The following is a 24,588-nucleotide window of genomic DNA, read 5'->3' as shown; positions in this document are numbered from 1 at the left end:
CCTTACAAAGTTTTAATTTTAATGGTCCTGAAATCTACCTTATTGCCATGATCCTGCAACAGGATATGTCCTTTTGGTGCTTCGCCAAAGTTTTTCCAATCTTTATATTTACTAATGGCAACGAGTTTTTTAAATTCTTCAGAGCCGCGTGTGTATTCCAGCACTTTTACACCATTTAAATAATGTTCTACCTTATTGTTCGGGTACACTACCAAACGGCCGTTATTCCAGCTTCCGATTGGGCGCAGGTAACGGGCTTCTTTTTTAGCCGTCATTAAATCGTATAACGATGCCAGGGTACGGTTTCCATCCCTGCCCAATTTGGCATCAGGATGTAATTCGTCATCCAAAACCTGGTATTCCAGCCCGATAGCTGAACCTGTATTTTTTTCGCTTAGCGTAACAAAGTATTTTACACCACTATTGGCTCCTGGCGTCAGTTTAAACTCGAAAGACAGATCGAAAGCAGCAAATTCCTCTTTGGTTACAATATCGCCACCATTGGTCGATTCTGCACCGCCTGAAGGCTCTACACTGATTACGCCATCGGCAATTTTCCATCCTTTTGCAGGGAAAGTAGTTTTATAGGCACCAATCCATCCGGCATTGCTTTTACCATCGAACAGCAGCTTATAACCTTCCGATTTTTCGTAGGCAGATAAAGTATTTGGCGTTAAGTTAACCGTGTAAATGCCTTTCGGAAAAGCTTTTGCTTTTAAACCTTCTGTTTGGATATTAATGTTCTTGAAATAAACTTTCTTGCCATCGTTATCTAAATTATTGCCAATACCATGCACCTGTAAACCAATAAAACCAGATTTATCCAGCGTGTCGATTACATAAGCAACGGGCGTTCCATTTACCCAGGTTTTGAGTTCGTTGCCGATACATTCTATTTTGTAGTGGTTAAATTCATTCTTTTTGTATAATGGTTTGGCCGATGGATTAAGCTCCAAAGGATACAGCCATAATCTTCTGGCTTCATCATAAATTCCGCCTGTCCACTCCCTCGGTGTAGGATCTATTTCTACCTGACGGCCAAAAACCAAACCTTTGCCGTTATTTCCTTCTGGTTTAATATGGCTACGGGTTTGAATACCCGAATTGGTGGTTTCGCCTTCGAGTTTCACATCCAGTTCTAAGATGAAATCGCCGTATTCTTTTTCGGTGATCAGGAACGAGTTTGGTGTGCCTTTGGTCATGGTGCCTACAATCATACCATCTTCAACTTTGTACGGTGCTGCGCCTGCTACGGCTTTCCAGCCGGTTAAGGTTTTACCATCGAAGAGGGGTTTTGTTTTTTGGGCAGCAGCCGAAAGACTGATCAGGGAAAGGGCCAGGATACTATATTTTTTAAGTTTTAACATGATAGTTTTTTTCTTGCCGTTATTGCGAGGAAGAATGGCGAAGCAATCTTTTTTGCTAAATAGATTGCTTCCCCGAACTCGGGGTGAACTGTGCCTCGCAATGACGATATTTCTTATTTTAATATTTAAATACTTTTCCGTTTGCAATTACTTCTTGTTTGCCTTCGTCGAAAATGGCTTTTGCTCCGGTTCTTACGGCGGCATTGGTCATGATATTGGCAATAGAGTGCGAATAACCGGCTTCAACAGGTGCATTTGGCGTTTTACGGCTACGTACACATTCCATCCAGTTGCGCATATGGCCTGAGGTTAGGGCGTCGCCACCCATATTGGCACCGGTTGCGGCTTTAACTTCGGTTTTGCTAAGATCGAATTCAGGCAGAAGATTGGCTTTCATACCCATAGCTGAAGCTTCCTGTTGCCTTAAACCTCCTTTTGGTGAAACTTTATTGGTAATCAGGTTCAGTTCTCCACCATTTGAATAATAAACTTCTCCTACATCACCTACGCTGTTCTGCATGCGTGAAGTAAAAGTTACCTGGAAACCATCAGTGGTATCAGGCTGACCGTAATCGAATACTGCAACCATCGAATCCCAGTTTCTACGACCATCTTTCCAGGTATAAATACCACCATTGGCCACTACACTGCGCGGGTGTTTTAAATTGGTAAACCAGTGTACGGTATCAATCTGATGGCTCATCCACTGGCCAGGCATTCCAGAAGAATATGGCCAGAACAGGCGGTATTCTAAATATTTACGTGGATCAAATGCTTCATTGGGGCGGTTTAACAAGAAACGTTTCCAGTCGATATCTTCTTCTTTTAATTTCGCTACCAGATCGGGCCGGCGCCATCTGCCTGGCTGGTTTACATTCCAAACCAGATCTACCGCTGTAATCGGTCCGAATTTTCCGTCCTGGATAAATTTTGCTGCATTGGTATAATTCTCCCCACTTCTCCGCTGCGAACCAATTTGTACAATCTGTTTACTTGCTTTAACCGCTTTAAATGCCGCTTTGGCATCGTCCATGGTTTCGGCAAAAGGTTTTTCTACATAAGCGTCGCAACTGGCTTTCACGGCTTCGATGGTATGTAAAGCGTGCTGAAAATCGGCTGTACTGATAATTACGGCGTCGAGATCTTTTGTGGCATAAAGTTCGTCGTTATTGCGGCAGGCTTTAATATCGTGCCCGAATTTAGCTTTCAGATGAGCAATCCCCAGGTCTCTCCGGTAGTTCCACAAATCAGAAAGGCCAACAATATCGAAATTCAGCTCCTTGTTGTGGTTCAGGAAACAAGGTAAAAGGGTATCTTTAAAACGGTCAGAAAATCCAACAACACCAACGCGTACCCTATCGTTAGCACCAATAATACGGCCATAACTTTTGGCGCTCATGCCCATGGTGCCTGCATAAGTAGCCGCAGCAAATATTGCTGATTGCTTAATAAATTTTCTTCTGGAATTTTCCATTCGAGGATATTAGGTTAGATTATCACTTAAATAGTTCACGATTTGGTAAACCGTTTTAATAAAATCTAAAATATGGTTAATAAAAGTAAACCTTAAATTTTCACAAGTAATATTTTTGAAACCTTATTTTAAAACAATAATTAACTGTAGCAATAACAGTCAATAAACATTAATCAAGCTGGTTTTTAATACAGTAACCTGCTTTTATAAAGACGAGGAAAACGTTTGAAATAATTATTTTTTGTTACTCATCGACACATAAAAAAAGCCTTTCAGATTTTCTACTGAAAGGCTTTTACTATCGAATAATATTTATTTTTCTAATTCAGTATAGCTAAACTTTCTTCAATAATTTTAATTTTTGCTTCAGCATCGGCCTTTTTATTGCGTTCGTTGGCAATAATTTCTGGTTTTGCATTCTGAACAAAACGTTCATTGTTCAATTTCGAATCAACCGACTTTAAAAAGCCTTGTAAATAGATTAAATCGGCATTTAAACGTTCGCGTTCGGCTTCTACATCGATATTTTCGGTAAGCGGGATAAAAAATTCATCCTTTCCGGCCATAAATGCAGTTGCACCCACAATTTTATCGTTTACAATTTCTGCTTCTGTTACGTTGGCCAGTTTGAAAACAATATTTAACCATTTTTCGTAATCCAGATCGGAGTTTACCTTAATGCTTAATGGCAATGCCTCTTTCGGCGAAATCTGCTTTTGATTCCTCACATTTCTGATTTCAGCAATAACCGTTTTAATTACTTCTGCGTCTTTTAACAATTTCTCGTCGAAAGTACCTCCTTTAGGGAATTCGGCCACAATACAGCAATCCAGTTCACTACGTTCAGCGAAAAGATCATCATGCCACAATTCCTCAGTAATGAAAGGCATATTTGGATGCAATAATTTGATAATATTTTCAAAAAATGCAATCGTAGCTTTATAACTTTCGGCATCAATCGGCTGTTGATATGCAGGTTTTACCATTTCTAAATACCAGGCGCAGAAATCATCCCAAACCAGCTTGTAGGTGATCATTAATGCTTCCGATAAACGGTATTGTTTAAAGTTGGCTTCAATTTCTACCAGAGCTTCGTTAAAACGGTTTTCGAACCACGAAATGGCCTGCGTATTCGGATTTGCAAGATTTTCGTCCACTTCCCATCCTTTTACCAAACGGAAAGCATTCCAGATTTTACTGGCAAAATTACGTCCCTGCTCGCAGTAACTTTCATCAAACATCAAATCGTTTCCGGCTGGTGATGACATTAACATTCCCACACGAACGGCATCGGCACCATATTTTTCGATCAAACCAATCGGATCTGGTGAGTTACCAAGCGATTTAGACATTTTACGACCTAATTTATCGCGAACAATCCCCGTTAAATAAACATTGGTAAATGGTTTTTTGCCCATAAACTCATGTCCGGCCATAATCATACGCGCTACCCAGAAGAATAAAATCTCTGGTGCAGTAACCAGATCATTTGTAGGATAGTAATAATTAATGTCTTTATTTTCTGGATTTTTAAAGCCATCGAAAACAGAAATCGGCCACAACCATGAAGAGAACCAGGTATCCATTACATCATCATCCTGTCTTAAAAATGGCTCCAACTGATGTTTAAATCCGGCTTTTTCGGCGTCCGAGCAACTTTCGTCCAGGTGTTTTTTCTTCCAGAATTCTTCTAAAGCCTCATCTTTTGTTTTGGCAACTACCCAGTTTCCTTTATCATCGTACCAGGCCGGGATTCTTTGTCCCCACCATAACTGACGGCTAATATTCCAATCGCGCACATTTTCCATCCAATGGCGATAAGTATTTTCAAATTTATTCGGGATAAGGTTTACTTCTCCGTTCAAAACATCATCTAAAGCCGGCTGTGCCATTTCTTTCATCTTCACAAACCACTGCATCGAAAGTTTTGGTTCGATGGCAGCATCAGTACGTTCAGAGAAACCAACCTGCGATTTATAATCTTCAACCTTTTCTAAATGTCCGGCCTCCTCTAACATTTTAGCGATCTTTTTACGGGCAACAAACCTGTCTTCACCCACTAAAATAACCGCAAGTTCGTTTAAAGTTCCATCATCATTTAAAATATCGTTAACCGGTAAATTGTGTTTAACGCCCAGTTCATAATCGTTCAAATCGTGTGCCGGAGTAACTTTTAAACAACCGGTACCAAATTCGATATCTACATAATCATCTTCAATAACCGGAATTTCGTGATTAACCAGAGGTACAAAAACCTTTTTGCCTTTTAAATGCGTAAAACGTTCGTCGTTCGGGTTAATACAAATGGCAGCATCTGCCATAATTGTTTCCGGACGCGTTGTGGCTATTGTTAAAAACTGATTTTCAGTCCCCGCAATCAGATATTTAATATAATATAACTTCTGGTTTACTTCTTTACGGATCACTTCTTCATCAGAAACAGCGGTTTTTCCCGCCGGATCCCAGTTAACCATTCGGATACCGCGGTAAATCCATCCTTTTTTATACAGGTGGATAAACGAATCAATCACGGCTTCAGAAAGATCTTCTTCCATGGTGAAACGGGTACGATCCCAATCACAACTTGCGCCCAGTTTTTTTAACTGCTCTAAAATAATGCCACCGTATTTCTCTTTCCATTCCCAGGCGTATTTTAAAAATTCTTCCCGCGAGAGGTCTTTTTTATCAATACCCTGCTCTTTTAACATCGCCACTACTTTTGCTTCGGTAGCTATGGAAGCATGGTCGGTTCCGGGCACCCAGCAAGCGTTTTTGCCCTGCATACGAGCCTTACGGATCAGCACATCCTGAATGGTATTGTTAAGCATGTGTCCCATGTGCAGCACCCCCGTAACATTTGGAGGCGGAATGACTATTGTATAAGGCTCACGCTCATCGGGTTCTGAATGAAAAAACTTCTTCGATAGCCAATAGCTATACCATTTATCTTCTGTTTCTGCAGGATTGTACTTGGTGGATATGCTCATGAATGTATTAAAAGTTCAAAAATAGCTAATTAAGCTGAAAGACCAAAGCCAAGTAAGCGGAAAGCTGAAAGACTAAAACAGTTACACTTTATATCAGTATTTGTGGGAGATAAGGATTTTTATTTTTTGGAAAGCAAATGCAACATTTCATTTTAAAGTTGGTCCTGCTTTGCGCTGCAAGTCCTTGCCCGACGCTGATTTAGTGCCGGTTGATTGGTAAAGAATCGGGACTGCGGGCTTTACGCTTCAATCAGGTCTAGAAAAATTGGCTTGTGCAAGTTAAAACCCATCGTGCATTTGTACAATTGCTTACTCAACGTCATCAAAAACATCATCAAGTGCCAGTTCAAAGCCTGGCAATACAGATGAAGTGATTTTTTCGCTCAGGGTAAATATTTTTGAAGGTATGAATTTACCCTCTTCATTTAAAGTATAAATTAAAATGTTCTGATCGCTCTGGCTCACCACCCAATATTCTTTAACGCCGAATTCTTCGTACACGCGGTATTTATGAAGCAGTTCCATTTTTGAATTTCCAGGCGATAAAATTTCAACCACGAGATCAGGCGCGCCGATACAGCCACGGGCATCAAGTTTGCTTTTATCACAAATTACGCAGATATCGGGCTGGAGCACAGTAAACACATCTTTATCAGCTTTGCTTCCTTTCGGGAAACGGACATCAAATGGTGCTGCATAAACTTTACAGGGTTTGCCATCTAAAAAATTGATCAAGGGCTTTAACAAATTGATAGACACTGTTTGATGTATCCTTGATGGCGCAGGACTCATCTTAAATATTTTACCTGCAATTAACTCAACCCTTTCGGGGAAAAGCCAATTTAAATAACTTGCATAACTATAGGTTAATGATGCATCGAGCTCATTGAACTGCCTAACAGGTTCATCGATTTCATCAAGTACTGGATATGGAACTGTTTTTTTCGACATATTCAAATATACTAAATTGCTTAGTATTGTAAGTGATAAATTATTTTACATATCTTCAAAAATATCATCCAAAGCGAGCTCAAAACCGGGCAATACGGTTGATGTGATTTTTTCGCTAAGCGTAAATATTTTAGAGGGCTGGAACTTACCACCCTCGTTTAAGGTGTAAATTAAGATATTTTGATCGCTTTGGCTTACTATCCAATATTCTTTAACCCCGAACTCTTCGTAAACATGATATTTATTAAGCAGCTCCATTCTGGTATTGCCTGGCGACAAAACCTCCACCACAAGATCGGGTGCACCGATACAACCACGGACATCAATTTTACTTCTATCACAAATTACGCAGATATCAGGTTGGAGCACCGTGAAGATTTCCTTATCATCTTTACTTTCTCTTGGAAAGCGAACATCAAATGGAGAAATAAAAACTTTACAGGGCTGTTTTTTAAGAAAGTTACCTAATTTAAGAAATATGTTGCCAACAACCACCTGATGAACGCTTGATGGCGCCGGGCTCATCTTAAAGATTTTGCCTGCAATCAGTTCTACCCTTTCAGGAAAAAGCCAGTTAAGGTAACTTGCATAGCTGTAGGTTAACGATGCATCAAGCTCATTGAACTGCTTAACGGGTTCATCGATTTCATCTAATACTGGATAGGGAACTGTTTTTTTCGACATAACCAAATATACTAAATTACTTAGTATTGCAAGTGATAAATTATTTTACATTATCCTCGAAAACATTATCCATAATGCGAATAAATCAAAAAAAGAGCAGTCCAGACTCAGTTAATCAATCAACCAATTTAAACAATTAACCTTACAAGGGAAACTTCATTTTTTGGATCCTTACTGCATTTAAAATAGCCAGAAGCGCTACGCCTACATCAGCAAAAACGGCTTCCCACATGGTTGCTATGCCGCCTGCTCCTAAAATCAGGACGATTGCTTTCACTGCAAATGCCAATACAATATTCTGGATCACCACATTTTTAGTGGCCTTGCCAATTTTAATCGCGGTTGCAATTTTTGAAGGTTGATCGGTCTGGATCACCACATCAGCTGTTTCAATGGCCGCATCACTTCCCATTGCGCCCATCGCAATACCAATATCGCTGATGGCCAAAACAGGGGTATCGTTAATTCCGTCGCCAACAAAAGCCACCACTTTAGTTTTGTCGGTTTTAATTTCTTCCAGTTTAGCCACTTTATCTTCAGGCAGTAAATCACCATAATAAGTATCGATACCTAAACCCGAAGCTACTTTTTTAACAATGGATGATTTATCACCACTCAACATCACCACCTGTTTTATTCCGTTTTCATGCAACTGTTTAATGGCTTCTGCAGCATCTTCTTTTACCTCATCAGCAATTAAAACATAACCTGCATATCGTTGATCCACAGCTACAACCACGATGCTCTCTTTGATATCTTTTACTTTGGCGTCGAAACCGATATCGAATTTCTCCAGCAACTTAACATTACCGGCCAATACCTCTTTACCATTTACAGTTCCTTTTAAGCCCATTCCGGCTACCTCTTCTATATTTTCAGCCGGATGGATTTCCTGATCTCCGGCATACTCAACAATGGCTTTGGCAATCGGGTGTGTCGATTTTGCTTCAACAGCAGTTAGCAGATTCAAAAATTCCTTTTCATCAATGCTGCTCTCTATCTTCTGTACACTAAACACACCTTTGGTTAAGGTTCCTGTTTTATCCATCACCACGGTATTGAGTTTGGTAATCAGATCGAGGAAATTAGAGCCTTTAAATAAAATTCCATTTGCAGAGGCAGCGCCAATGCCTCCGAAATAACCCAATGGAATAGAAATAACCAAAGCACATGGACAAGAAATTACCAGAAAAACCAGCGAACGGTATAACCAGGTCTGGAAATGATATTCGCTACCTAAAACCAAAATCGGGATGGTAACTAATGCAAGCGCCAGGAAAAAAACAATCGGGGTGTACACCTTTGCAAACTTGCGTATAAAAAGTTCTGTTTTGGCTTTACGTGTAGTGGCATTCTGCACCATTTCCAAAATGCGCGATAAAGCACTATCGGCAAAAGCCTTTGTTACTTTCACTTCGATTACCTTATCAATATTAAGCATTCCGGCTAAAATAGCTTCGCCTTTATTAATGGTCCGTGGCTTGCTCTCCCCTGTTAATGCGGCGGTATTAAAACTGCTTTTTTCACTGATCAGTTCGCCATCCAAAGGAATTTTCTCTCCGGCTTTAACCTGTATGGTTTCGCCAATTTCTACCTTGTCGGGATTAACATCTTCGTATTTTCCATTGCGGAATACATGAGCCACATCGGCACGCACATCGAGCAAGGCTTTAATGTTCCTTTTTGCACGGTTTACCGCAGCCATTTGAAACAGTTCGCCAATGGTGTAAAAAAGCATTACGGTTACGCCTTCAGGATATTGGCCAATGGCAAAAGCCCCAATGGTAGCGATAGACATTAGCGAAAACTCGGTAAAAAAATCTTTCGCTTTAAAAGTTTCCCAAACCTCGCGCAAAACCGGAATGCCTACAGGCAGGTAAGCTACAATGTACCAGTAAGGCCTGATGACCTGAAATGCAGGAACCTTAAAAAGATTATCGAAGGCAATTCCGATCAACAGCATTGCCAGTGTAATAATGGCAGGCAAATAAGTTTTAAATGCAGATGGATCGCCACCATGATCGTGGTCGTGATCGTCGCCTTCCTCATGCGAATGCCCGTGATCGTGATTATGTTTCGGTTCGGAATGCGCTTTACTACTGCAACAGCTATCTTCTTTATTGTGGGTGTGACTCATTATGTTATCTGCTAAAACATGATTTATTGCTGTGATTAGTAATTCAGTAGCCAAACGCCTTAAATGCTGTTAGTTAAACCCGGCAGCAGCGACAGCCCCCGGTTTTTCTTCGGGGCTACAGCGGATGGCGGGACTAAAAAATCCGATGGAACGCTGCACACTCATTTTCTAATCTATAAAAACCAAATTTATGGAAAATTAAATGGTTTATCCCGAATCATTCTTAATAGCAATAATTTTTACAAGCGCACAATAAAATTTGTTAAAAAATGTTAATAGTGTATAAAAGATTTAAAAATCATGAAATCTATTAAAATCTCATTTTCAGCATCCGAATTGATCAGGCGGCTCGGCCTGGCAAAAATCTACTATTGGTTTAACAAGTAATATTCTTATTATATTGTTCCAGTATTGATTTGTATTTCATAAATTTCGCAGTAAATACTAACTTATTAAGCGAATGAAATACCAAAATTTGAAAAGATATTTTGCGGCACTGGGTATAGTCGCTGCTGGCTTTTCTGCAAATGCACAAACAAAAAAATTTATCGATCCTGCCAATATGGATTTATCCGTTAAGCCAGGCGATGATTTCTACACCTACGCAAGTGGTACGTGGGTAAAAAACAATCCTGTTCCTGCTAAAGAAACACGCTGGGGTTCGTTTAACGAGCTTCGCGATTTTAATATCAATGCGGTAAAATCTTTGGTAGAAGATGCTGCTGCAGATAAATCGGCACCTGCCGGCTCAGTAAAACGCAGGGTTGGCGATTTTTACACGGCTGCAATGGACAGCGTAACCATCGAAAAATTAGGTTACACACCAATAAAAGCTGATTTGGCAAAAGTGAAACAGATTAAAGATATTCCAGGTGTTTTAGACCAGGTAGCTTACATGAGAACCAATGGTTTAGGCGGCGGAATGTTCGGTTTAGGTGTTGGCCAGGACCGTAAAAACGTTAATAAATACATGGTTAACATTGGTCAGGGCGGTACAACCCTACCCGATCGTGATTATTATTTGAAAGATGATGCCCGTAGTGTTAAAATCCGCGATGCATATAATACTTACATGGTTACCTTGTTTACCTTAACAGGAAGTTCTCCTGAAGAGGCGAAACAAAAAGCAGCAACGGTTTACAAAATTGAAAAACAGTTCGCTGAAGCGCAGATGAGCCGTTTGGAAATGCGTGATCCTTATGCAACCTACAACAAACTTACTGTTGCTGAGTTAAATAAAAAAACACCGGATATTAACTGGACAACTTACCTGCCTAAATTTAAAATTAAAAGCCAGGATACGGTTTTGGTTTCGTCGCCTAAATTTATGGCTAGCTTAGATGGCATGTTGAAATCGGTTCCGGTTGAAGACTGGAAAACTTATTTGGAATGGAACATTTTAAAAGGTTCGGCATCGAGCTTAAGTTCTCCTTTTGTGAAGGCAAGTTTTGCTTTTACACAAGCGCAAACCGGTCAGAAAGTGCAAACTCCACGCTGGCAGCGCATGTCATCTTTAACTGATGGTACTATTGGTGAATTATTGGGTCAGCTTTATGTGGCTAAATATTTCAAACCTGAAGCGAAAGAGCGTATGAACCAGATGATTGTGAACCTGCGTAAGGCTTTCGAAATCAGAATTAATGGTTTAGAATGGATGAGTCCTGAAACCAAACAAAAAGCACTGGCTAAATTACATGCATTTACTCCTAAAGTGGGTTATCCTGAAAAATGGAAAAACTATGATGGTTTAATGATCAACAAAGGCACTTATTTCCAAAACTTACGCAATGCGAGTGTTTGGGGTTATAACGAAATGGTAGATCAGTTGGGCAAACCGGTTGACCGTAAACGTTTTGGTATGACGCCTCCAACGGTTAATGCTTATTACAGTCCTACTTTAAACGAGATAGTTTTCCCGGCAGGGATTTTACAGTTCCCTTTCTTCGATCCAAATGCTGATGATGCTGTGAATTATGGCGGTATCGGTGCGGTAATCGGACATGAAATGAGCCATGGTTTTGATGACAGCGGAAGTCAGTACGATGCTGCCGGTAACTTAAAAAACTGGTGGACAGCAGAAGACAAAGCTAAATTTGATGCTAAAACCAAGGCTTTAGGCGAGCAATTTGATGGTTACACTGTATTAGATACCGTACATGTAATCGGTAAATTAACCATGGGTGAAAACATTGGTGATTTGGGTGGACTAAACGCTGCTTATACAGCTTTCAAAATGACTAAACAAGGTCAAAGCAACGAGAAAATTGATGGCTTTACACCAGATCAGCGTTTCTTCTTAGCCTGGGCACAGGTTTGGAGAGGTAATATTTTACCAGAAAGTGCTGCTCAGTTAATTAAAACCGACCCACACTCTCCAGGTCCATACCGTACCATTGGTGCTCCGGTTAACATGGATGCCTGGTATAATGCTTTTGATGTTAAACCTGGCGATAAATTATATAAAAAACCAGAGGATAGGATCAGAATGTGGTAGGATTAAGGTAGAAGGTTAAAGGTGGAGGGTTTAAGGCTTTCCCCTAAACCGCATAAAGATTATTTATATCATCCCTATATTGCAAGCGTCCCGATTATTTCGGGACGTTTTGTTTTATAAGCAGTATCAGATGTTACCATCCAACTGCACTTAAATATATGCGCCCAACACTATTTGCCTTGGTTCGTGTCGCCACGAACCAATCATTAAATCAAATTCAATATTTACCAAAAATTAATGTAACTCCTTTCGGCAATTCTTAATTATCATTCTATCTTTGAAAAAACATAAGTATCCGTCAATGAAAAGCCCAATCAAATCACTCCTTATCCTTGGTTTAAGTTTATTTTCTTTAACAGGTTTTGCCCAGGAAAACAAATTGATTAGTCTTGATGCACTAATTAATAAAACAGACCCTGCCTGGCCGCTCGTAAAGAAATGGATTGATTCTGCCAAAAACAAGGTTGAAGTATTGCCTGTTGATTCTGCAAAAGCAAAAGAGGTACTTTATAATGCGCAGATGACTACTTACGCCACTTTAGGGTCGGTAATTTATAATACAGGCGGTATTTTAGTAGATAATGGCTGGATCAGGATTTTAGGTTCGGGCAGCGAAAAACTAAACCGCAACGTTGCCGAATGGAATAAAGGCAAAACGCTTGAAGAATATGGCGATAATATGCCGTACCTCTTAATTGCTGATGACGCAGTTGGTGGTTTCTTTGCCATTAATTATGGAGGCTTGGGTAAAGATATTAAAAACGTGTACTACCTTGAACCAAACAGTTTAACCTGGCAGCCGCTGGGTGCAGGTTATGGTGAGTTTCTTGTTTTCTGTTTCGATAGTGATCTTTCTAAATTTTACAAAGGTCTCCGCTGGAACTCCTGGAGCCAGTTTATCGGCAATTTAGATGGTTCTAAAACTTATAGTTTCCGCCCTTACTTATGGCAGGAAGGTACTGATATTGAAAAATGTACCCGAAAACTGGTTAATACGGAAGATATGTACAAATTCAACATCATGAAATCGAAAGAGTTTAAGAATGAGGAAGAAGTGAAAAAGCAGGCGCCAAAACAATAACCTCCATGCCCGGCACATTAGCTACCATCACGCAGATCAAAAACCATAGATATGCGCACTTTGATTGACTGTTGGCGTTGAAAAACTGGTATAAAAACCTAAGCGTATTTTGCCTGTGTTTTTTTAGGCAATTTAGCCAAAACCATCGCCCGAGAATCTGCCACCCTGCTTTTTAATTCCTTATCGTTTAGCACTTCTAAATTTTCGATCTGAATCCATTGCCTTTTCGCCATATGATAAGCCTGTGCGATGCCATCTCTGGCTGCAAGTTCTTCAAATTCATCGGGATTGCATTTGATTGAAAAACTGTTACCCTCATCAATAGCGATAATTACATAGATTTTTTCCTCAATCATAAAACACAAATGTTCCCATTTCATGCCTTCGGTGGTGCCCGGCAGGCTTAAACAATATTCTCTGAAAGATTCGATATCCATGTTAGGGTTTAATGTAAGGTGAAAGCTTAAAGATCAAAGGTAAAAGGATAAATACTAAAGCGCAAGTACCGGCACACAAGTATTAAGATAAAAACATGATCCTGAAATCTTATCAATCCTGTTCCTATATTTGCACCAATATCTTTAAAATCAATACATCATAGCCCATGAATATTATTACTCCTACTGCTGATGGCTCGAACACACTTTATAACGAAACCATTGGCGAACATTACCATAGTAAACATGGTGCATTACAGGAGAGTAAACACGTATTTATTGATGCAGGTTTAAAATTCGTTTCGGCTGACCGGTCAGAAATTTCCATTTTAGAAGTTGGTTTCGGAACCGGACTAAACTTTATTTTAAGTTTCGAATATTGCCAGGCAAACCACATTAAACTCAATTACACCAGTTTAGAAGCTTTTCCACTTACCAGTGAAGTAATTGAGCAAACCGGTTATTCGGCTTATGTTCCGGAAGGGATCTGGTCTGATTTTATTACCAATTACCCAAATGCATTAAAAGCACCTCAAAAACTCACCGCGCTTTGCACATTGGAAATACCGCACACCACCCTGGCCGAATACCAAACCGACCAAAAATTTGATCTCATTTATTATGATGCCTTCTCTGTTCAGCACCAGCCCGAAATGTGGAGCGATGAAATTATAGCGCATGCCTGCAGTTTTTTAAAACCAGGGGGAACTTTTGTTACCTATGCCATTACAGGGAAATTGAAAAGAGCAGTTAAAGCCAGCGGGTTTACCATCGAAAAATTACCAGGTGCACTGGGGAAAAGGGAGATGCTTAGAGCAGTTAAAGAGATGTAAAGGATGGAAAATGTAAGATGGAAAAGTCCGGGGTCGGAGGTCCGAAAGTCAGAAGATAGTGTTATCTAAAATCTCTTCCTAACCCTCCGAAAGTTGGAAGATAAAATTTCAAAAGAAAATTATGAATAAATAGCCGCTTACTTTTGTGCCCTCCAGCGCTTGCTCTCTGTGTACTTTGCGGTTAAAACCTACGATATCCTGACATAATTCAGACCGCTGTATAAAACCTCAGCCTATATAATTTGTTAGCATAACATTAACATTCGTATCATGGAAAAAAGAACCTTAGGAAAAACCGATTTAAATATTGCGCCCATTGTATTTGGAGGAAACGTTTTTGGCTGGACAATCGACGAGCAAAAATCGTTTAAGATATTAGACCAATTTGTAGAAAGCGGATTTAATTTTATCGATACTGCCGATGTATATTCGCGCTGGGTACCCGGAAATAAAGGTGGTGAGTCGGAAACAATTATCGGCAACTGGCTTAAAAAACAGAACAAACGCCACGACATCATTATTGCTACAAAAGTTGGCTCAGATATGGGTCAGGGAAAATCGTTAAAGAAAGATTACATCATTAATGAAGTAGAACATTCTTTATCCCGTTTACAAACCGATTATATTGACCTTTATTTTTCTCATTTTGATGATGAAAGCACTCCCGTTGAAGAAACTTTAAGTGCTTACGAAACATTAATTAAAGCCGGAAAAATACGCTGGATTGGCGCTTCGAATTTTTCTGCTGATCGGTTAAAGAAATCATTACTGAGTTCAAGCGAGCATAACCTTCCACGTTATGAGGTTTATCAACCTGGTTACAACCTTTACGATAAAGAAGAATTTGAACAGGAACACGAAAAAATCTGTTTAGAACATGGTTTGGGTGTAGTTACCTATTATTCTTTAGCAAGTGGCTTTTTAACAGGAAAATACCGCAGTGAAGATGATTTAAATAAAAGTCAGCGGGGCGGTGGTGTTAAAAAATTCCTGAACGAGCGTGGTTTCAGGATTTTAAAAGCGCTTGATCAGGTGGCAGATAAATACAAGGTAGAACCAGCTTCTGTAGCACTGGCCTGGTTAATTCATCACCCTTCAATTACGGCTCCAATTGCAAGTGTTACCGATTTAAGTCAGTTAAAATCGTTCACCGATGCAGCAAACCTAAAACTCTCGCCTGAAGATATTTCACTTTTAGACCAGGCAAGCAGCTATTAAAAAATAATGCCTTATATTTAAATGCCCGATTAATCAAACAATTAGTCGGGCATTTTGTATTAAACAGGATTTAAAATTTTATGAAAGACAAACTATCATTTCTACCCAAACTGGCACTGGTTCTTTTCTGTTTAATAAGTTTAACCTACATTGCCATTTTAGGCCAATCACTTTTGGCGCCTTTACTTTTTTCGTTTTTAATGGCAATTTTATTGCTCCCTGTATGTAATTTTTTAGAACACAGGTTAAGATTTAAAAGAAGTTTATCAACACTGGTTTCAGTAATCCTGATGATTTCCGTAATAGGCGGCATCATTTACTTTTTTGGCAATCAGTTGAGCGATTTATGGGCAGACTGGCCTTTACTAAAAGAAAAAGCCAATGTTTCGTACCACGAGCTCCAGAAATGGATTTCGCATACTTTTGGGGTAAACTCGCAAAAACAGCTTGATTATTTAAATGATAGTACCGAAAAAGCATTGGCTACAAGCGCTGCAATTGTTGCCACAACCCTGGCTACCCTATCTTCTACCCTGTTGTTTTTAGGTTTCACACTATTGTTTACTTTCTTCATTTTAAATTACCGCAGGGTTTTATTTACCTTTTTAACTTCTGTTTTTAGAGAAGAACACAAAGAAAAAGTAACCGAAATTGTAAGTCAGATCCAGTATATCATCAAAAAATACATCATTGGCTTATTTCTGCAGATGCTGATCGTTACCGTATTAATGATTACCGTACTCAGTTTGTTAGGCGTTAAATATGCCGTTCTTTTGGGTTTGGTAGCCGGTATTTTTAATGTTGTTCCATACCTGGGGATATTTTTTGCATTATTGGTGAGCTGTTTAATCACCTTTGCTACCGCCGGGGCCGGTAAGGTATTATTGGTTTTAATTGCTTTTGTAGGTGTGCATGCTATAGATGGAAATGTGTTGATGCCATTGGTAGTAGGCTCGAAGGTAAAAATAAATGCTTTGTTTGCCTTTATCGGTATTGTGGTTGGCGAAATGATCTGGGGCATTTCGGGCATGTTTTTATGCATCCCTTACCTGGCGATGTTGAAAATCATTTTCGACCGGGTAGATAATCTTAAACCATGGGGCATTTTAATGGGCGAAGAGCATAAACCGGATAAAAAGAAACGCATTTACCGGATCACTAAAAAGATTAAATTAGAAGAAAAAGATTAAAATGGCCGAAAACAGATCGCCACATATTTTAAGTACTTCTGCAAACTTGCAGGGGATCTGCTTTATCGTGCTCACTTCCCTAAAAAAGCTGGCACTTACCGATGGTTCATTAATTGATGAATTTGCCGTAGCGGCCGTGATGTTTTTTATGACCAGCTGTATTTTATCCTTTATCGCTATGAGAAGGATAAAAACTTCAAGTCAGCGGCTGGAAAAAACAGCAGATTTTATATTTTTATCAGGCCTGGTGATATTGTTTATAGCAACCATCTTAATTGCATTTAACCTGATAAAATAATTTAATGAAACCTTTATTTGTACTACTCCTGGTATATGTGGCACTTTTAACTTTTGGCAGTCACACAACCTTTGATAAAGGAAATATTTTTGCAGGCAATATTGCTATGGGTGTAATGTTGCTTTTTACAGCCATCGGGCATTTTAAGTTTAAAACCAGCATGGCGGCCATGATTCCTTTATTTATCCCTAAAAAGGTAGAAATTGTGCTTCTTACAGGTGTGCTCGAAATTTTATTTGCCATCGGCTTAGCAATAGAAAATACGCGGTATTACACAGGAATTGCACTGATCATCTTTTTTCTGGCCATTTTACCAGCCAATATTTATGCGGCTAAACACCGCATTAATTATGAAGACTTGTACAAACCCGGCCCCGGACCAAAATATTTATGGTTCAGGATACCTTTTCAGCTTTTCTTAATCGGCTGGGTTTGGTATTTTAGCGTCCGATAATTTACCTCAATAATAAAACATGCCAAACAATCCAATTCCTGCCAGCGCCAGCAATCCGGCCGATGCTTTTACACGCTTACTCACCGTTTTAGATACTTTGCGTACGCAATGCCCATGGGATAAAAAGCAGACCATGGAAACCTTGCGCCACCTAACCATAGAAGAAACCTATGAGCTAAGCGACGCCATTTTAGAGGGCGATTTAGATGAAATTAAAAAGGAACTTGGTGATGTGATGATGCACCTGGTGTTTTATTCAAGAATTGCTTCAGAAACGAACGATTTTAACATTACCGATGTTTTAAATGGGGTTTGCGATAAACTGGTAAACCGCCATCCGCATATTTATGGCGATGTTGAAGTACAAAACGAGGAAGATGTAAAACGCAACTGGGAACAGATTAAGCTGAAAGAAGGCAATAAATCGGTACTGGCAGGTGTTCCTTCTTCTCTACCGGCCTTGGTTAAGGCGGCACGCATACAGGAAAAAGCCCGTGGCGTGGGTTTCGATTGGGAAGATAAAAACCAGGTTTGGGAAAAAGTAGAAGAAGAACTGCAGGAATTTAAAGCCGAATTTAATGTTGCAGATCATACAGCAATTGATATCGAAAAAGCAGAATCAGAATTTGGCGATGTACTTTTTTCATTGATCAATTATGCGCGGTTTATCAATATCAATCCAGAAAACGCCCTGGAAAAAACCAATAAGAAGTTTATTAAACGTTTCCAGTACCTTGAAAGTAAAGCCAAAGAAAATGGTAAAGCCCTTGCTGATATGACACTTTCAGAAATGGATGTATATTGGAATGAAGCAAAGAAATTATAGCTAAAAGGAGTAAAATCGCAAAATTTACATGAAATTTGCGATTCCATTCGCAAAATTTATATTAAATTTGCGAATATGATTTTAAGAGCAATATCCAATTCCATTCAAAAACACCTGAAAGATGAAAAGGCAATCATACTTTTAGGTCCAAGGCAAGCTGGAAAAAGTACGCTCATCCAACAATTGTCTTCAAAATTTACCAAACCGGTTATGTGGTGGAATGGTGATGATGCAGATATCAGAACAATACTTAATAATACCACCTCTACATCGTTACGTGCTCTACTTGGAAAATCAAAAACACTGGTAATAGACGAATCACAACGAATTGATAATATCGGTCTGTCTATTAAATTAATTATTGATCAGCTTAAAGATGTAAAGGTAATCGCTACAGGCTCATCAGCTTTTGAGTTAGCCAACCATATCAATGAACCGCTTACTGGCAGGAAATGGGAGTATAATCTGTTCCCATTTTCGTTTGGAGAAATGGTAGAAGAGCATGGCTTACTTACCGAAAAAAGATTATTACATCATCGCCTGGTTTATGGCTACTATCCAGAAATTGTAAACAACCCTGGCGGAGAAGAAATACGGTTAAAACAATTATCAGATAGTTACCTATATAAAGATATCTTAACCTGGGAGAAGATACAAAAACCAGATAAGATGGAGAGATTAATCCAGGCTTTAGCTTTTCAGGTTGGTAATGAAGTATCATACAACGAACTGGGCCAATTATCAGGTTTGGATAATCAAACAACAGAGAAATATATCGATCTGCTTGAAAAGGCATTTATTGTATTCAGACTGGGATCTTTAAGTAGAAACCTAAGAAATGAACTAAAGAAAAGTCGAAAAATCTATTTTTACGATAATGGAATCAGAAACGCTGTGATTAATCAATTTAGTCCGGCGGTATTAAGACAGGATATTGGGGCACTTTGGGAAAATTTCGTCATTAGTGAGCGGGTTAAGTTTCTTGCTTATAAACAAATTAACTGTAACCAATATTTTTGGCGTACACATGCCCAGCAGGAAATAGATTATATTGAAGAAAGAAACGGATTAATGAGCGCTTATGAAATTAAATGGAATCCAAAAGTTAATACGAAATTTCCAAAAACATTTTTAGATGCCTATGAAAATGCTGAAACTAAAGTAATTACACCGGATAATGTAACTGAGTTTTTGTTATAAATAAAAATCCCCATCCACATAATACCATTTACCGTCTTCTAGCCTGAAATTAGATTTTTCATGTAATACCTCGGTCTGGAACTTTTTGTTTAGGTAATAGGCTTTAAACTCCACCACATCAAAATCCGAAAAAATAATTTCGAGCTTAAGCCACCTGGTATTTTTTGCACTGTTTAAATAAGCGCTTTTCGAATGGTTTTTTCTTTTGCTGCTATGTGTAGTTTCGTAAAGATAATCGGCATTGGCCATTACAAATGCCGAATACCGCGACCGCATTAGAGCCTCGGCAGTTGGTGCAGTTTTCACTTTTAAATGGTAAGGCTGGCAACAATGCTGAAAGGTAATGCCGCTTCCGCAAGGACAATTTATTAAATCCATGATTAAATTTTACCCCGCAAAAATAGGATTTAATATTCCTGCTGCTAAAATTTCCGTAAAATTGCACCGAAATAATGAGATACTTCTTCCATATTGCATATCAAGGTCAATACTACAGTGGCTGGCAAAAACAACCCGGGGTTAAAAGCGTTCAGGAAGTTATTGAACAAACGCTTTCTAAAATCCTAAAATCGCCGATTGCCATTAATGGCTGTGGCCGCACAGATGCACATGTACATGCAAGTCAGTTTTTTTTCCATGCCGATATTGAAAAAGAAATTGATTTCGACCTGCTTTACATCCTGAACAAAGCATTGCCCTATAATATTGCGGTATTCGACATTATTAAAATGGAAGGAAAGCCCCATGCAAGGTTCGATGCCGTACAGCGTAAATACGATTATTTTGTACATACCTGTAAAGATCCCTTTTTAAGTACGCAAAGTTCTTTTTATCAGCTCAATAATCTCGATTTTGATAAAATGAAAGCCGTTGTAGAACTCTTACCCCAATATAAAGATTACAAGGCCTTTTGCACCCATCCGGATAAATACGAACATACCATCTGTAATGTAATGGAAGCCCGTTTATTGGTAAATCCTGCAGGCAACCGGTTCAGGTTTCACATTGCCAGCAACCGCTTTTTGGGTAAAATGATCCGCATTATTATGGGTAAACTGTTAATGGTTGGTAAAGGAGAACTTAGCCTTGATGAATTTGAAAGTGAACTGATCAGCTTAAAACCCTCCAAACTATCATTGCCCGCCCATCCAACAGGCTTGTACCTTTCGAAAGTGACTTATCCTTACCTAAACCTCGAGCCACGTACCGAATTTATCCAGAGCATACAAGAAACAGACTGGATTTAAATTTATTGTAGCGTTTTCATTTTGAATCCCGTTTAAGGGGTATGAAAGTTCAAATCTGCATGCTTTTATTTGCCATTTGCCTGTGTTTCGGCTGCAAGAAACCAACAAGTGTTGATGTTTTAATGGATGGCAATTACACCGGTGTACTGGTAATCAGCAATAGTGCGAAATCGGTTCCGGTAACCCGTCAGGTTTCGATTTCGTTAAAAGACGGCAAATTTAATATTACATCCGATGTTGGCTCTACCCTAAAATCATTAAGCGGCAAAGGCACTTATAATTTTAAAAACGGCATCGGCTATTTTGCTGATGAAGGTGTTTGGACGGCAGATTTTGATTGGGGCATGATATTAAACGGCGAATATGATATTAGAAGCAGCGGTGCAGATTTAACATTGAAAAGAAGATCGAAACCACAAACAAACATCGATCCGGCAACCTCATACGCTACAATGAGTTACGAGTATATTTTAAAGAGAACCAATTAACACACCAATATAAATTGAGTTAAAAAGAGCTTAGGTTTAGGTTTGCTTGGGCACCGGGTTTTGATCTGCCTGGTGACCCAAGTTTTTTTTGAATTACTTAAACCTGATGGCCTTTAACGGAGAAACCTTGCTGATTAAAAGTGAAGGGATAATCAGAACGGTTAAACACACTACCACCGTAATTACGTTAAGCAGCAATACATCCATAAAGTGAAATTCTATCGGTGCGTAAGCTAAAAAGTATGATGCCTGATTAAGCTTAAATATATGCGTAGATTGCTGTAAAAAACCAAGTCCTAAGCCTAAAATATTGCCTAAAAGCAGGCCAATTCCAATGAGATAAGCCGAATTGTACAGGAAAATTTTCATGATGCTCCAGTTGCTGGCCCCAAATGATTTTAGCATCCCGATCATGTTGGTACGTTCTAAAATCATAATCAACAGTGCCGTAACCATGTTTATAACGCCAACAATCAGCATCAAACTCAGGATCACATTTGTATTTACATCAAGTAAACCCAGCCAGGTAAAAATATTCGGGAAATTTTCTTCAATAGAATAGGAACGTAAGTTTCGCGGCAGTTTTTCGTAAATATTATCGGCAACGGGTTTTAGCTTGTTAAAATCCTTAATCCTGATTTCGATGCCACCAATTTCGTTTGGCTGCCAGTTATTTAAACGTTTGATAATGTTCAGGTTGCCCAAAACAAATCCCTTATCAATATCTTCTACCCCGATATCATAAACACCAACGATTTTGAATTTTCGCGGACGGAGCTGGTTTTGAACAAAGTACATGATAAAATCATCGCCGGTTTTGAGTTTTAAGCGCTTAGCGGTGTAATTTGAAATTAACAATTCCTGCATGGCAGCTGTACTATCAGAAAAATCGATAATTGTACCGCTGATGATATGCTGTTTGATATAATCCCATTTATAGCTTTTGTCAACCCCTTTAAAATTAATGCCTTCAATTTCACTATTGGCCGAAAGAATGGCGGGTTTGGTAGCGAAAGGATAATAAAACTCGATATCTCTATTGGTTTTGAGCATTTTTTGGGTTTCCGCATCCAATACAAAGGGCGAATGTTCGAAAGAATTGTTCAGGTCGTAACGGGTAATCTGTACATCACCCAGGTATCCCCTCACTTTATCCTGAATTTCGGTTTTAAAGCCTTTAATAATGGCAATGGAAAGAATCATAACAGCGAGGCTTAGCATTACGCCTGCTATTGCAATGCGAACGATCAGTTTAGAAAAAGTACGCTCAGATTTAATGGCTATCCGCCCTGCTATGAAATATTCGAAATTCAATTTAATCAATTGTTAAGTAACAAAAATGCTCAATTCCTTTTTAAAAATGGCATTTTTGGAAATAAATAACCAACTTTAAAGATCAGCTCGCACAAATCCCAATAGCATAAATCAAAATACAGGGTAAATTGTTTTGCTGTAATTACCGGAAGATTAGAATCATAAAAAAATGAAAAAATACATCAGCTTTGCTTTAACCAGCTTAATTGCATTATCTGCCTGTGGACAGCCAAAACCACTTGAACAGGAAGCTCTTGGCAAAAAAAGTCCTGAAAATAGAAAATTGATGATCAGGACGCCAAAATTGCCATCAACCTTGAAAACGGGAGCAGAACAGACCGAAAAATACCTTCCGTTATTAAAAGGCAAACGTGTGGGCATGGTGGTAAATCCTACTTCGGTTATAGGTGAGCAAACCTCGGTTGACAGCCTTTTAAAACGCGGCATCAAAATCCAGAAAATATTTGGCCCTGAACATGGTTTTAGAGGCAATGCGAGCGCTGGCGTTACCGTTAATGATGATGTAGATACAAAAACAGGCATTAAGGCCATTTCGCTTTATGGCAAACACAGCACGCCTACGGCTGAAGACTTGGCCGATATTGATGTGATGGTTTTTGATATCCAGGATGTGGGCGTACGTTTTTACACTTACATTAATACGTTACAGCATGTAATGGAAGCCTGTGCGGTAAACAACAAACCATTGCTGATTTTAGATCGCCCGAACCCGAACGGTTATTTAATAGACGGACCAATTTTAGACCCAAAATTTAAATCGGGCATAGGTGTACAACCCATCCCAATTGCGCATGGTTTAACCGTTGGCGAATATGCACAGATGTTAAACGGCGAGGGCTGGCTAAAAGACAAAGTGAAATGTAAAATCACGATTATTAAAAATGCGAATTACAACCACGATATGGAATATGTTTTACCTGTTAAACCCTCTCCAAATCTGAATACACAGCAGGCTATTTTACTTTATCCATCTACGTGTTTATTCGAAGGTACTTATTTAAACCATGGCCGTGGTACGATGTTTCCTTTTACCATAGTTGGGGCGCCATATCTTAAAGGTAAATTTGATTTCAGTTTTACGCCAAAAAGCATAAAAGGCATGTCGGAAACACCATTATTCCAGGATCAGGTTTGTTATGGCCTGGATCTGAGAAATTACGATACTGCAGAATTGATAAAATCAAAACAGGTAAACATCAGCTGGTTAATTGAACTTTACAAAGCATCGCCACGAAAAGAAGATTTCTTTAACACCAAACTGAGCAAAGAAATGGGTACAATTGAAAGACTGGTTGGTGTGGGCGATTTCAGACAGCAGGTAATTGACGGAAAAAGCGAAGCAGAAATACGGGCAAGCTGGGAACCGGGATTAAGTGCCTATAAAACGATGCGTAAAAAATATTTGCTGTATAATTAAGGATTGAGGGAAAGAATGATTGAATGAGAGATTGATTGAATGAGAGAATGAGGGACTGATTGAATGAAGAACTGATTGAATGAGAGAATGAGGGATTGATTGAATGAGGAAATGCCGCTGATGAGAATATTTTCAAACTTAACAGATTAAGAATTGTTATTAAATAGAGGTTTTAGACTTTACAACATTACAACCTTAAACTTTACAACATTATAAACTTACAACATTCAAAATTCATTTATTCAATCATTATAACCATGAGCGGTCCAAAAGTTAAAAGCGATAAACCCGGCAGCAATTACCAGGAAGAAGTGCCAAAAGGCAGGGAACCTGTTGACCATAAAACGGTGAGGAAAGAAAACGACAGCACGCCGAACAAAGCGCCAAAAACCAATAATCCGGCTAAACAGCGCGAACAGGAAGAACAACCGGTACACCCGATAAAAAAGGCACCAAAAGAATAGCAGATG

22 protein-coding genes are annotated in these 24,588 nt (G+C 39.1%); 13 read left to right on the top strand and 9 right to left on the bottom strand.

The genetic code is table 11. The features are described from left to right. Positions 1-2 precede the first annotated feature (2 nt). The 6 genes from ACTJKC_RS21510 to ACTJKC_RS21485 form a co-directional block, all read right to left on the bottom strand. Entirely contained in the window at positions 3-1,367 is a 1,365-nt protein-coding gene (locus tag ACTJKC_RS21510; RefSeq protein WP_440795180.1) for a 3-keto-disaccharide hydrolase, read from the bottom strand. A gap of 118 nt (positions 1,368-1,485) precedes the next feature. Continuing rightward, complete coding sequence (locus ACTJKC_RS21505) at positions 1,486-2,841, bottom strand: Gfo/Idh/MocA family protein (RefSeq protein ID WP_344850467.1); 1,356 nt, start codon at positions 2,839-2,841, stop codon at positions 1,486-1,488. Between the two features lie 320 nt (positions 2,842-3,161). Continuing rightward, on the bottom strand, positions 3,162-5,828 hold the full coding sequence (locus ACTJKC_RS21500) for a valine--tRNA ligase (protein WP_440795177.1): 2,667 nt from the start codon (positions 5,826-5,828) through the stop codon (positions 3,162-3,164). Positions 5,829-6,137: 309 nt separating this feature from the next. Then, positions 6,138-6,779 (bottom strand): Uma2 family endonuclease, encoded by a 642-nt coding sequence (locus ACTJKC_RS21495; RefSeq protein WP_440795175.1) that lies wholly within the window; start codon positions 6,777-6,779, stop codon positions 6,138-6,140. Positions 6,780-6,824: 45 nt separating this feature from the next. Next, positions 6,825-7,463, bottom strand: coding sequence for a Uma2 family endonuclease (locus ACTJKC_RS21490; RefSeq protein ID WP_440795173.1), 639 nt, complete (start codon positions 7,461-7,463; stop codon positions 6,825-6,827). Positions 7,464-7,605: 142 nt separating this feature from the next. After that, entirely contained in the window at positions 7,606-9,600 is a 1,995-nt protein-coding gene (locus tag ACTJKC_RS21485; protein WP_440795171.1) for a heavy metal translocating P-type ATPase, read from the bottom strand. A 460-nt stretch (positions 9,601-10,060) separates the two neighbouring features. Between ACTJKC_RS21485 and ACTJKC_RS21480 the strand changes: the two genes are divergently transcribed. Then, positions 10,061-12,094 carry a M13 family metallopeptidase gene (locus ACTJKC_RS21480; RefSeq protein ID WP_440795169.1) on the top strand — a complete coding sequence of 678 codons (2,034 nt, stop codon included), beginning with the start codon at positions 10,061-10,063 and terminating at the stop codon, positions 12,092-12,094. 301 nt (positions 12,095-12,395) lie between these two features. Continuing rightward, positions 12,396-13,175, top strand: coding sequence for a DUF2625 family protein (locus tag ACTJKC_RS21475; RefSeq protein ID WP_344850453.1), 780 nt, complete (start codon positions 12,396-12,398; stop codon positions 13,173-13,175). Between the two features lie 98 nt (positions 13,176-13,273). Here the strand turns inward: ACTJKC_RS21475 and ACTJKC_RS21470 are convergent, their stop codons facing one another. Next, entirely contained in the window at positions 13,274-13,612 is a 339-nt protein-coding gene (locus ACTJKC_RS21470) for an MmcQ/YjbR family DNA-binding protein (RefSeq protein WP_440795167.1), read from the bottom strand. 167 nt (positions 13,613-13,779) lie between these two features. Between ACTJKC_RS21470 and mnmD the strand changes: the two genes are divergently transcribed. The 7 genes from mnmD (at position 13,780) to ACTJKC_RS21435 (ending at position 19,631) form a co-directional block, all read left to right on the top strand. Then, positions 13,780-14,445, top strand: a complete 666-nt coding sequence (gene mnmD, locus ACTJKC_RS21465) for a tRNA (5-methylaminomethyl-2-thiouridine)(34)-methyltransferase MnmD (protein WP_440795165.1) — start codon at positions 13,780-13,782, stop codon at positions 14,443-14,445. A gap of 270 nt (positions 14,446-14,715) precedes the next feature. Beyond that, positions 14,716-15,663 (top strand): aldo/keto reductase, encoded by a 948-nt coding sequence (locus ACTJKC_RS21460; RefSeq protein ID WP_440795163.1) that lies wholly within the window; start codon positions 14,716-14,718, stop codon positions 15,661-15,663. An 80-nt stretch (positions 15,664-15,743) separates the two neighbouring features. Next, positions 15,744-16,853: an AI-2E family transporter gene (locus ACTJKC_RS21455; RefSeq protein ID WP_440795161.1), complete on the top strand. Its 1,110-nt coding sequence runs from the start codon at positions 15,744-15,746 to the stop codon at positions 16,851-16,853. 1 nt (position 16,854) lies between these two features. Continuing rightward, positions 16,855-17,151 (top strand): hypothetical protein, encoded by a 297-nt coding sequence (locus ACTJKC_RS21450; RefSeq protein ID WP_440795159.1) that lies wholly within the window; start codon positions 16,855-16,857, stop codon positions 17,149-17,151. 4 nt (positions 17,152-17,155) lie between these two features. Then, positions 17,156-17,605, top strand: coding sequence for a DoxX family protein (locus ACTJKC_RS21445; RefSeq protein WP_440795157.1), 450 nt, complete (start codon positions 17,156-17,158; stop codon positions 17,603-17,605). Positions 17,606-17,624: 19 nt separating this feature from the next. Beyond that, complete coding sequence (gene mazG / locus ACTJKC_RS21440) at positions 17,625-18,431, top strand: nucleoside triphosphate pyrophosphohydrolase (RefSeq protein ID WP_440795156.1); 807 nt, start codon at positions 17,625-17,627, stop codon at positions 18,429-18,431. A gap of 75 nt (positions 18,432-18,506) precedes the next feature. Continuing rightward, on the top strand, positions 18,507-19,631 hold the full coding sequence (locus tag ACTJKC_RS21435; RefSeq protein WP_440795154.1) for an ATP-binding protein: 1,125 nt from the start codon (positions 18,507-18,509) through the stop codon (positions 19,629-19,631). On the opposite strand, the gene ACTJKC_RS21430 is transcribed toward ACTJKC_RS21435, so the two are convergent. Further along, positions 19,626-20,009: a YchJ family protein gene (locus tag ACTJKC_RS21430; RefSeq protein ID WP_440795152.1), complete on the bottom strand. Its 384-nt coding sequence runs from the start codon at positions 20,007-20,009 to the stop codon at positions 19,626-19,628. The genes ACTJKC_RS21435 and ACTJKC_RS21430 overlap by 6 nt on opposite strands. Positions 20,010-20,083: 74 nt before the next feature. Here ACTJKC_RS21430 and ACTJKC_RS21425 point away from each other — a divergent pair, with 74 nt between their 5' ends. Together ACTJKC_RS21425 and ACTJKC_RS21420 are read left to right on the top strand one after the other, a co-directional pair. Next, entirely contained in the window at positions 20,084-20,878 is a 795-nt protein-coding gene (locus tag ACTJKC_RS21425; protein ID WP_440795150.1) for a tRNA pseudouridine synthase A, read from the top strand. A gap of 41 nt (positions 20,879-20,919) precedes the next feature. Beyond that, entirely contained in the window at positions 20,920-21,366 is a 447-nt protein-coding gene (locus ACTJKC_RS21420; protein WP_440795148.1) for a hypothetical protein, read from the top strand. 93 nt (positions 21,367-21,459) lie between these two features. On the opposite strand, the gene ACTJKC_RS21415 is transcribed toward ACTJKC_RS21420, so the two are convergent. Further along, positions 21,460-22,689: an ABC transporter permease gene (locus ACTJKC_RS21415; protein ID WP_440795147.1), complete on the bottom strand. Its 1,230-nt coding sequence runs from the start codon at positions 22,687-22,689 to the stop codon at positions 21,460-21,462. A 160-nt stretch (positions 22,690-22,849) separates the two neighbouring features. Between ACTJKC_RS21415 and ACTJKC_RS21410 the strand changes: the two genes are divergently transcribed. Both ACTJKC_RS21410 and ACTJKC_RS21405 read left to right on the top strand, forming a co-directional pair. Beyond that, positions 22,850-24,118 (top strand): exo-beta-N-acetylmuramidase NamZ family protein, encoded by a 1,269-nt coding sequence (locus ACTJKC_RS21410; RefSeq protein WP_440795145.1) that lies wholly within the window; start codon positions 22,850-22,852, stop codon positions 24,116-24,118. A 257-nt stretch (positions 24,119-24,375) separates the two neighbouring features. Further along, on the top strand, positions 24,376-24,582 hold the full coding sequence (locus ACTJKC_RS21405; protein ID WP_147229336.1) for a hypothetical protein: 207 nt from the start codon (positions 24,376-24,378) through the stop codon (positions 24,580-24,582). The last annotated feature ends 6 nt before the right edge of the window (positions 24,583-24,588 follow it).

Source organism: Pedobacter sp. 22226 (assembly GCF_052045455.1).
Classification (GTDB): Bacteria; Bacteroidota; Bacteroidia; order Sphingobacteriales; family Sphingobacteriaceae; genus Pedobacter; species Pedobacter jeongneungensis.
The sequence above is the reverse complement of the archived record's forward strand: the minus strand, read 5'-3'. Positions and strand labels throughout refer to the sequence as shown.

Bases quoted from the DNA above. Each gene is read 5' to 3' on its own strand.
- ACTJKC_RS21435 (WP_440795154.1), top strand. From the start codon at position 18,507: ATGATTTTAAGAGCAATATCCAATTCCATTCAAAAACACCTGAAAGAT.
- ACTJKC_RS21455 (WP_440795161.1), top strand. From the start codon at position 15,744: ATGAAAGACAAACTATCATTTCTACCCAAACTGGCACTGGTTCTTTTC.
- ACTJKC_RS21430 (WP_440795152.1), bottom strand. From the start codon at position 20,009: ATGGATTTAATAAATTGTCCTTGCGGAAGCGGCATTACCTTTCAGCAT.
- mnmD (WP_440795165.1), top strand. From the start codon at position 13,780: ATGAATATTATTACTCCTACTGCTGATGGCTCGAACACACTTTATAAC.
- ACTJKC_RS21405 (WP_147229336.1), top strand. From the start codon at position 24,376: ATGAGCGGTCCAAAAGTTAAAAGCGATAAACCCGGCAGCAATTACCAG.
- ACTJKC_RS21480 (WP_440795169.1), top strand. From the start codon at position 10,061: ATGAAATACCAAAATTTGAAAAGATATTTTGCGGCACTGGGTATAGTC.
- ACTJKC_RS21505 (WP_344850467.1), bottom strand. From the start codon at position 2,841: ATGGAAAATTCCAGAAGAAAATTTATTAAGCAATCAGCAATATTTGCT.
- ACTJKC_RS21475 (WP_344850453.1), top strand. From the start codon at position 12,396: ATGAAAAGCCCAATCAAATCACTCCTTATCCTTGGTTTAAGTTTATTT.
- ACTJKC_RS21485 (WP_440795171.1), bottom strand. From the start codon at position 9,600: ATGAGTCACACCCACAATAAAGAAGATAGCTGTTGCAGTAGTAAAGCG.
- ACTJKC_RS21410 (WP_440795145.1), top strand. From the start codon at position 22,850: ATGAAAAAATACATCAGCTTTGCTTTAACCAGCTTAATTGCATTATCT.
- ACTJKC_RS21425 (WP_440795150.1), top strand. From the start codon at position 20,084: ATGAGATACTTCTTCCATATTGCATATCAAGGTCAATACTACAGTGGC.
- ACTJKC_RS21420 (WP_440795148.1), top strand. From the start codon at position 20,920: ATGAAAGTTCAAATCTGCATGCTTTTATTTGCCATTTGCCTGTGTTTC.
- mazG (WP_440795156.1), top strand. From the start codon at position 17,625: ATGCCAAACAATCCAATTCCTGCCAGCGCCAGCAATCCGGCCGATGCT.
- ACTJKC_RS21495 (WP_440795175.1), bottom strand. From the start codon at position 6,779: ATGTCGAAAAAAACAGTTCCATATCCAGTACTTGATGAAATCGATGAA.
- ACTJKC_RS21445 (WP_440795157.1), top strand. From the start codon at position 17,156: ATGAAACCTTTATTTGTACTACTCCTGGTATATGTGGCACTTTTAACT.
- ACTJKC_RS21460 (WP_440795163.1), top strand. From the start codon at position 14,716: ATGGAAAAAAGAACCTTAGGAAAAACCGATTTAAATATTGCGCCCATT.
- ACTJKC_RS21510 (WP_440795180.1), bottom strand. From the start codon at position 1,367: ATGTTAAAACTTAAAAAATATAGTATCCTGGCCCTTTCCCTGATCAGT.
- ACTJKC_RS21490 (WP_440795173.1), bottom strand. From the start codon at position 7,463: ATGTCGAAAAAAACAGTTCCCTATCCAGTATTAGATGAAATCGATGAA.
- ACTJKC_RS21500 (WP_440795177.1), bottom strand. From the start codon at position 5,828: ATGAGCATATCCACCAAGTACAATCCTGCAGAAACAGAAGATAAATGG.
- ACTJKC_RS21470 (WP_440795167.1), bottom strand. From the start codon at position 13,612: ATGGATATCGAATCTTTCAGAGAATATTGTTTAAGCCTGCCGGGCACC.
- ACTJKC_RS21450 (WP_440795159.1), top strand. From the start codon at position 16,855: ATGGCCGAAAACAGATCGCCACATATTTTAAGTACTTCTGCAAACTTG.